Genomic DNA, 8077 nt, shown 5'->3' on the forward strand with positions numbered 1-8077 from the left:
CACGACGAGGATGTTGTCCATAATGGCAAAGATAATCGATTCCGGAACCGATTCGCCCAATTTCTTACCACTCGAGATGCCCCCCAAGCCGGCGTAGCATCGGCCTCGACGGCCCCAAGCAGAGCTATACATTGGGCTCGAGGAGCCGGCTCGCTCGAAATCGTCTGGCGTCTCGAGTCAGAGCCCGGTCAGTGGTGGCAGGTCACGCAGTCGAGCGGCGCGTGCGTGCCCGCCGCCGCGTTCTCTCGCCGGTGGCAGTCGACGCACCAGCCCATCGTCAACGGCCGCGCCGCGGGACGGAAGCCGACCAGGTTCAGGAGGTCGTTCGCGAGCCCGGGTCCGGTGTCCGCGCCGAACGTCGTCATGGTCTCGACGGGCCCGTGGCAGGTCTGGCACTTGAGGCCCGCCCGGACGTGCGCCTTGTGCGGGAAGTAGGTGAACTCGGGGAGCTTGTTCACGCGTACCCATGGGATCGGCTCCCCCTTGGCCAGGTACTCGCCGAGCTTCTTGATCTCGGGGCGGTCCGCGGCGACGATCTTATGACAGCCCAGGCAGCGCGACACCGACGGCAGGCCCGCGTACTCCGAGCGCCGCGCGTCGCTGTGGCAGTACTGGCAGTCGAGCTTGTACGTCTGGACGTGGACGTTGTGCGGGAAGGCGATCGGCTGGACGGAGCCTTTCGCGACCACGGGCTGCCGACTCCACGACGAGACCGCCAGGAAGATCAGAATGGCGAGGAGCACGATGCCCAGTGCCCCCACGCCCGCTTTTGCGCCCATCGACAGTCGATCGCCCCCTGGGGGATTCGGTGGTGCCTGTGGAGCCTATCACTCGCGCCGCGACCCCGTCAATCGGCAAGCGCCCCCGAGAGCGTCGCGAGCGCGGCGGCGGCGGCGCGAGCGGCCTCCGCGATGTCGGCATCCGTGTGCGCGAGCGAGACGAACGCCGCCTCGAACTGCGAGGGGGCGAGGAACACGCCGCGCTCGCGCATCGCGTGGAACCAGCGCGCGTACCGCGTCGTGTCGCTCCGCCGGGCGGACGCGTAATCGGTCACCGGCCCGGCGCAGAAGAACGCGGTCAGCATCGAGCCGACGCGGTTCACCGTGAGCGGCACGCCGGCGCTCGCCGCCGCGCGCGTGAGCCCGCGCTCGAGCTCGGCCCCGCGCGCCTCGAGCGTCGCGTAGACCGCCCGGTCCGCCAGCCGCGCGAGCGTCGCGAGCCCGGCCGCGACGGCGAGCGGGTTTCCCGACAGCGTGCCCGCCTGGTACACGGCGCCGAGCGGCGCCACGTGGGCCATGACCGCGCGCGAGCCGCCGTACGCGCCGACCGGGAGCCCGCCGCCGATGATCTTGCCGAGGCACGTGAGGTCGGGCCTGACGCCGTAGCGCTCCTGGGCGCCGCCGTAGGCGACGCGGAACCCCGTGATCACCTCGTCGAAGATCAGGAGCGCGGCGTGCTCACGCGTGACCGCACGGAGGCCCTCGAGGAAGCCCGGGCGGGGCGGCACGACGCCCATGTTGCCCGCAACCGGCTCGACGATCACCGCCGCGATCTCGCGCCCGCGCTCGCGGAAGAGCGCGCGGACGGCCTCCGCGTCGTTGAACGGCGCCGTGAGCGTGAGCTCCGCGAGCGGCGCCGGCACGCCGGCGCTGTCGGGGATCGAGAAGGTTGCGCCGCCCGAGCCCGCCTTGACGAGGAGGCTGTCGGCGTGGCCGTGGTAGCAGCCATCGAACTTCACCAGGAGCGTGCGGCCCGTGGCGCCCCGCGCCAGGCGGATCGCGCTCATCGCGGCTTCCGTCCCCGAGCTCACGAGGCGGACCAGCTCCATGGACGGGTAGGCGGCCGCGATCACCTCGGCCAGCTCCACCTCGGCGGGCGTCGGCGCGCCGTAACTCGTGCCCCGGGCCGCGGCCGTGGTGATCGCCGCGACGACCGGTGCCGGCGCGTGGCCGAGGATGAGGGGCCCCCACGAGCCGAGGAAGTCGATGTACTCGTGCCCGTCCACGTCCCAGAGCCTGGCACCGGCGGCGCGCGCCACGAAGAACGGCTCGCCGCCGACACCGCGGAAGGCGCGCACCGGGCTGTTGACGCCGCCGGGGATGACGCCCGTCGCCCGGTCCCAGAGCCGCTTCGACTCGCTCAAGTCCGCCCGCGCGTGCCGCCGGCGGCCTCGAGCCCGAGGTCCACCGGGAGGAAATCGCGTCGCTCGGCGCTCCAGCGGAACGCGGCGACCGCGTCGGGCCGTCCGTCCACGATCGACGTCACCACGTACGCCGCCTCGGGATAGGCCGCCTCGCCCCCGATCAGCGCCTGGCGCCGGTCGGTGTCGGAGAAATAGGCGCCCGCGTCCACGTGCGAATGATAGATGACGGCGACCGCGAAGCCCTCCGCCTCGAGACGGCCGATCCGGAGCAGGTCCGCGGGGTCGATGTAGTACGCGGTCCGCGCGTCGCGCGGGTGACGGACCGGGTCCTTGGCGTGAAGCTCGTCCTGGGCGTTCCGGCACCGCACGAGGCGCCGCTCGCCGCCGCGCGCGACGACGACGCCGCACGACTCGTGCGGGTATTCCTCGATCGCCTGGCGGCGGATCGCCGTGAGCTCGTCCGGGGTCAGGATCACCAGCCGCCGCCCGCGAGGGCGGGGATGATCGCCACCTCATCGCCGTCCCGGAGCGGCGTCGAGAGCCCCTGGAGCGCCTCGATCGCCTCGTTGTTCACGTAGATGTTCACGTGGTGGTGGACGGCGCCGCCCTCGGCGCGCACGAGCCCGCGCAGGCCGGCGTACGAGCCCTCGAGCTCGTCGAGCAGCGCGCCGACGGTCTCGGCGGCCACCTGCACGCGGTCCTTGTTGTTCGTCGCCCTCCGGAACGGCGTCGGAATGTACACGGTCACGGCCATGCGTGGTCTCCTGCTAGCCCTGGCTGAGGTAGCGCTCGCCGGTGTCCGGGAGCACGGTGACGACGAGCTGGCCCGCGCCCAATTCTGCGGCCACGGCGCACGCGGCGAAGGCGGCGGCGCCGGCCGAGACGCCGACCAGCAGCCCCTCCTCGCGCGCGAGCCTCCGCGACCACGTGAGCGCGTCCTCGTCGCGCACCTGGATGATCCGGTCGATGACGGCGCGATTCAGCACCCCCGGGACGAACGACGCGCCGATGCCCTGGATCGCGTGCGGGCGCGCCTTGCCGCCGGAGAGCACGGGCGACTTCGCCGGCTCGACGGCGATGACGCGCACGCCCGGCACCTTCGCCTTGAGGACCTCGCCCACGCCGGTCACCGTGCCCCCCGTGCCCACGCCCGCCACGAACGCGTCGAGTCGGCCGTCGACCGCCTCGAGGATCTCGAGCGCCGTCGTGCGCCGGTGGGCCTCGGGGTTCGCGGGGTTCTGGAACTGCTGGGGCATGAAGTAGTCGGGGTGCTCGCGCAGGAGCTCCTGCGCCGCGTGGACGGCGCCCGTCATGCCCTCGATCGCGGGCGTGACGTGGAGCTCCGCGCCGAAGCGCGCGAGGAGGCGCTGGCGCTCGACGCTCATGTCGTCGGGCATCGTCAGGATGAGCCGGTAGCCCTTCACCGCGGCCGCCATCGCGAGCCCGATGCCGGTGTTGCCGCTCGTCGGCTCGACGATCGTCGAGCCGGGCTTGAGCAGGCCGCGCGCCTCCGCGTCCTCGAGCATCGACAGCGCGATCCGGTCCTTCACGCTGCCGCCCGGGTTGACCGACTCGAGCTTGGCGACGACGCGCGCGCCGCCGGGCCTGGGCAGCCGGTTGAGCCGGACCATCGGGGTCCCGCCGATCAGCTCGAGCACGCTCGCGGCGATCTTCGGCCGCGTCATATGTGGTACATCGGCCGTGCGGCGCTCCGGCGCGCGCGCACGCGCTCGGCCAGCTCGCCGAAGGTGATCCGGTCGACGACCGCCGAGACCGCCTTCGCGATCTCGTCCCAGAGCTCGCCGAGATCGAACGTCTCGCCGCCGTTCCGGCCACCGGGGCGGCGCTGGGCCTCCACGGGCGACGCGGCCCCCTCGGCCGCGCGCAGCACGTCGCCCACGCTGATCTGCTCGGGCGGGCGCGTGAGGTGGTAGCCCCCCGAGGAGCCGCGCTTCGAGCCGAGGACCCCCGCGCGCTTGAGCGAGAGCAGCACCTGCTCGAGGTAGCGCTGCGGGATCCCCTGGCGCTCGGCGACCTCCTGGATCGGCACCAGCACCTGCCCGCGCCGGAGCGCCAGGTCCAGCACCGCGAGGATCGCGTACTCCCCCTTGGCCGAGATCCTCACGCCTCAGCGACCTCCGCCGCGCTCCAGGAGGCGCGCGACGTCCTTCGCGAAGTAGGTGATGACGATGTCGGCGCCGGCCCGGCGGATCGACGTGAGCGCCTCCAGCATCGCGCGATCGCCGTCGAGCCAGCCGAGCTGGGCGGCGGCACGGATCATCGCGTACTCGCCGGAGACGGAGTAGGCGGCCAGCGGCACGCCGAACTCCATCTTGGCGCGCGTGATGACGTCGAGATACGGCAGCGCCGGCTTGACCATCACGACGTCCGCGCCCTCGTCGAGGTCGAGCGCGATCTCGCGCATCGCCTCCTGGACGTTGGCGGGATCCATCTGGTAGGAGCGACGGTCGCCGAACTGCGGCGTGGACTCCGCCGCGACGCGGAACGGCTCGAAGAAGCACGAGGCGTACTTGGCCGAGTAGGCCATGATCGGCGCCTCGGCGAACGACGCCTCGTCGAGCGCCTCGCGGATGGCGCCCACGCGGCCGTCCATCATGTCCGAGGGCGCCACCATGTCGGCGCCGGCCTCCACGTGGGAGACGGCCGTGCGCGCCAGCAGCTCGAGCGTCGGATCGTTCTTCACGCTGCCGTCCTCGACGACACCGCAGTGGCCGTGGCTCGTGTACTCGCAGAGGCAGACGTCGGTGATGACGAGCAGGTCCGGCACGGTCTCCTTCACCGCCCGCACGGCCTGCTGCACGATGCCGTCGTCCGCGTAGGCTTCCGAGCCGCGCGGGTCCTTGTCGGCGGGGAGCCCGAACAGCAGCACGGCGGGGATGCCCATCCCGGCCACGTCCTTGCACTCCTTCACCAGCTCGTCGATCGACAGGCGGGACTGGCCCGGCATCGGGAGGATCGGCTCGCGCACGCCGCGGCCGTGGACCACGAAGAGCGGGTAGACCAGGTCGTCCACGGCGAGCGCGGTCTCGCGCACGAGCTTCCGGAGCAGCGGCTTCTCGCGGAGACGCCTCGGACGGAACATCGCATGCGCCATCAGTCGCCCCTCCTGCGGCGGCGGCCGCCGGTCCTGGGCCGCCGGGAAAAGTAGTCGGCGAGCGCGCGCGCGAGCGCGGGGATCGTGTACTCGCTCGGCATCACGTCCGTCGGGAGCCCATACTCGGCCGCGGTCGCCGCGGTGATCGGCCCGATCGACGCGACCGCGACGCGGCCGCGCCACGCGCGGCGCTCCTCGTCGCTGAAGAGCTCGGCGAAGTTCCGCGCCGTGGACGAGCTCGTGAACGTCACGGCGTCCACCGCGCCCGACGCGAGCGCGTCGCGGAGGCGCTCGTCGCCGTTCTCGACGCGTCGCGTCTGGTAGGCCGGGACCTCGCTCACGGCGGCGCCGAGCCGGCGCAGCTCGACGACCAGGACGTCGCGCGTCTCCCGGGCCCGCGGCAGCAGCACGCGGTCGCGGGGCCCGAGCCAGCCCCGGAGCCGCTCGACGAGCGCCTCGGCGCGGAACTCGCGCGGCACCGCCTCGACGCGGACGCCGTGCTCGGCCAGCGCCTCCGCGGTCGCGGGACCGATCGCCGCCAACCGCTTCCGCCCGACCGCGGCCCAGGCGAGGCCGCGCGCCGAGAGCCGCTTGTCCACCATGAGAACGCCGTTCACGCTCGTGAAGATCACCCACGTGAACGTGTCGAGCGCCGCGAGCGCCGCGTCGAGCGGCTCCCACGAGGGCGGCGGCTCGATCGCGATCGTCGGCGCGTGCACGACGCGCGCCCCCGCCTCCTCGAGGAGCTGGGCGAAGCGCTGCGCCTGGGCCGCCGCGCGCGTGACGACGATCGTCCGTCCCGCGAGCGGTCCCGCCCCCATCGCGCGCGCCGTCCTCGCCGTCGCCGTCACCCCCGGAGCGCCGTGACGGCGGCGGCGCCGCGCTCGAGCAGCGACTCGGCGAGCCGCCGGCCGATCGCCTCGGCCGCGTCGGGCGCGCCCGCGTCTTCGCCGCGAAGGACCTGCGTGCCGTCCTCGCTCGCCACGAGGGCGACGAGGCGGAGGCGCCCGCCGGCGAGCGTCGCGTGGGCGGCCATGGGGGAGTTGCAGGACGCGCCGAGCCGCGCGAGGTAGGCGCGCTCGGCGAGCGCGCAGACGCGCGTCGGCGCGTGATCGATGGCCTCGAGGAGGGCCCCGATCCGCCGGTCCGCCGCGCGCGCCTCGACGGCGAGGATCCCCTGGCCCACGGCGGGGACGAAGACCTCGGGATCGAGCGGCTGCGCGTGCCCGGGGGCGAGGCCGAGGCGCGCGAGCCCGGCCGCCGCGACGATGACGGCGTCGAAGGCGCCGTCGGCCAGCTTGCCGAGGCGCGTGTCCACGTTGCCCCGGATGGGCGCGACGGCGAGATCGGGCCGGAGCGCCCGGAGGAGCGCGACGCGGCGCGGGCTCGAGGTGCCGACGACGGCGCCGGCGGGCAGCTCGTCGAGCCCGCCGCCCCGCCGGCTCACGAGCACGTCGCCCGCGGCGTCGCGCGGCGGGAAGGCCGCCAGCACCAGTCCCGCGGGGAGCGCCGCCGGCAGGTCCTTGAGGCTGTGCACCGCACAGTCCGCGCGGCCCTCCAGCACCGCCTGCTCGATCTCGCGGACGAAGAGCCCCTTGCCGCCGAGCGCCGCGAGACGCGCGTCCGCGAGCCGGTCGCCCTCGGTGCGGATGGGCAGGACCTCGACGGCCGCGCCCCGCGCGCGGAGCCGGTCGGCGACCAGGACGGCCTGGGCGAGGGCGAGCGCGCTCCCGCGCGTGGCGAGGCGGACGATCATTGGAGCGGGGTCCGCGAGGCCGCTGCACTCGGGGCGCGGCGTGTTCCAGGCACGCGTGGCTCCATCCGGCCAATGCGCCTCACGTGACTGATCACTTCTTCCCGAGGCCGAACAGCTCGTGGACGACCTCGAGCCACGAGCGGTGCGAGCCCGCGCGCGAGGCATCGCGGAGCTTCGTGATCGGCGCGTGCAGGATCTTGTTGACGATCGCGGCCGAGAGCGCCTCGAGCGCCTGACGCGTCTCGGGCGCGGCGTCGGGGAGGCGCGCGAGGGCCTTCCGGACCTCGCCCCGGCGGATCTCCTCGAGCCGCTCGCGGAGCGAGACGATCGTCGGGATCACCTCGACGTCGCGCAGCCGCGCCACGAACCTCGCCGTCTCGCGCTCGACGAGCGCCTCCGCGCGCTGCGCCTCGCGCAGCCGCTCGCGGATGTTCGCGTCCACCACCTGCCGGAGGTCGTCGATGTCGTAGCGGTACACGTCGCCCAGGCCGTCCACGCCGGCCTCGACGTCGCGCGGCACCGCGATGTCGACGAAGAAGAGCGGGCCCGCGCGGCGCCCGTGCATCGCGCGCTGGACCGCGGCGCGCGTGATCACCGGCTCGGGCGCGCCGGTGGACGTGATGACGATGTCCACGCTCCCGAGCGCCGTCTCGAGCTCGTCCCACGGCACCGCGGTCCCCGAGAGCGCGCGCGCCATCTCCTGGGCGCGCGCCCAGGTGCGGTTGGCGACGTAGATCGGAAACGCCCCCTGCTCGACGAGGTGCCGCGCCGCGAGCTCACCCATCTTCCCCGCGCCGACCAGCAGGACGGCCCGGCCCGCGAGCCCGGCGAAGATCTTCTTCGCCAGCTCGACGGCCGCGAACGAGACCGACACCGCGTGCCGGGCGATCTCCGTCTCCGTGCGGACGCGCTTCGCGACGGCGAAGGCCTGCGTGAAGAGCGGGTGGAGGCCCGGACCGATCGTCTCGCACGCCTGCGCGAGCGCGAACGCGTCCTTGACCTGACCGAGGATCTGCGGCTCGCCGATCATCATCGAGTCGAGGCTCGACGCCACGCGAAAGGC

Annotated in this window: 10 protein-coding genes; all 10 read right to left on the reverse strand. The window is 73.8% G+C overall.

What is annotated here, in order from left to right; translation table 11 throughout:
• Nucleotides 1-188: 188 nt before the first annotated feature.
• A complete protein-coding gene (locus VKG64_02440; protein ID HKB23887.1) occupies nt 189-779 on the reverse strand; it encodes a cytochrome c3 family protein in 591 nt (196 codons plus the stop codon).
• 68 nt (nt 780-847) lie between these two features.
• Nucleotides 848-2143, reverse strand: coding sequence for a glutamate-1-semialdehyde 2,1-aminomutase (hemL, locus tag VKG64_02445; protein HKB23888.1), 1296 nt, complete (start codon nt 2141-2143; stop codon nt 848-850).
• A complete protein-coding gene (locus tag VKG64_02450) occupies nt 2140-2619 on the reverse strand; it encodes a M67 family metallopeptidase (protein ID HKB23889.1) in 480 nt (159 codons plus the stop codon). The genes hemL and VKG64_02450 overlap by 4 nt, the downstream gene beginning before the upstream one ends.
• Nucleotides 2616-2897, reverse strand: a complete 282-nt coding sequence (locus VKG64_02455) for a MoaD/ThiS family protein (protein ID HKB23890.1) — start codon at nt 2895-2897, stop codon at nt 2616-2618. Before VKG64_02455 ends, VKG64_02450 begins: the two co-directional genes overlap by 4 nt.
• Nucleotides 2898-2910: 13 nt before the next feature.
• Nucleotides 2911-3828 carry a cysteine synthase A gene (gene cysK, locus VKG64_02460; protein HKB23891.1) on the reverse strand — a complete coding sequence of 306 codons (918 nt, stop codon included), beginning with the start codon at nt 3826-3828 and terminating at the stop codon, nt 2911-2913.
• A complete protein-coding gene (locus VKG64_02465) occupies nt 3825-4268 on the reverse strand; it encodes an Rrf2 family transcriptional regulator (protein HKB23892.1) in 444 nt (147 codons plus the stop codon). Before VKG64_02465 ends, cysK begins: the two co-directional genes overlap by 4 nt.
• Nucleotides 4269-4271: 3 nt before the next feature.
• The gene (hemB, locus tag VKG64_02470; GenBank protein ID HKB23893.1) at nt 4272-5258 is read right to left on the reverse strand and encodes a porphobilinogen synthase; all 987 of its coding nucleotides are present in this window, start codon (nt 5256-5258) and stop codon (nt 4272-4274) included.
• On the reverse strand, nt 5258-6109 hold the full coding sequence (locus VKG64_02475; GenBank protein ID HKB23894.1) for a uroporphyrinogen-III synthase: 852 nt from the start codon (nt 6107-6109) through the stop codon (nt 5258-5260). Before VKG64_02475 ends, hemB begins: the two co-directional genes overlap by 1 nt.
• Nucleotides 6106-7014, reverse strand: a complete 909-nt coding sequence (gene hemC, locus VKG64_02480; GenBank protein HKB23895.1) for a hydroxymethylbilane synthase — start codon at nt 7012-7014, stop codon at nt 6106-6108. The genes VKG64_02475 and hemC overlap by 4 nt, the downstream gene beginning before the upstream one ends.
• Before the next feature lie 91 nt (nt 7015-7105).
• The coding region (hemA, locus tag VKG64_02485) for a glutamyl-tRNA reductase (GenBank protein ID HKB23896.1) at nt 7106-8077 on the reverse strand (972 nt) is incomplete at its 5' end.

This window comes from Candidatus Methylomirabilota bacterium (assembly GCA_035260325.1).
GTDB lineage: Bacteria > Methylomirabilota > Methylomirabilia > Rokubacteriales > CSP1-6 > AR19.

Coding starts and splice junctions, on each gene's coding strand:
- VKG64_02440 (HKB23887.1), bottom strand. CDS start 779: ATGGGCGCAAAAGCGGGCGTGGGGGCACTGGGCATCGTGCTCCTCGCC.
- VKG64_02455 (HKB23890.1), bottom strand. CDS start 2,897: ATGGCCGTGACCGTGTACATTCCGACGCCGTTCCGGAGGGCGACGAAC.
- cysK (HKB23891.1), bottom strand. CDS start 3,828: ATGACGCGGCCGAAGATCGCCGCGAGCGTGCTCGAGCTGATCGGCGGG.
- hemB (HKB23893.1), bottom strand. CDS start 5,258: ATGGCGCATGCGATGTTCCGTCCGAGGCGTCTCCGCGAGAAGCCGCTG.
- hemC (HKB23895.1), bottom strand. CDS start 7,014: ATGATCGTCCGCCTCGCCACGCGCGGGAGCGCGCTCGCCCTCGCCCAG.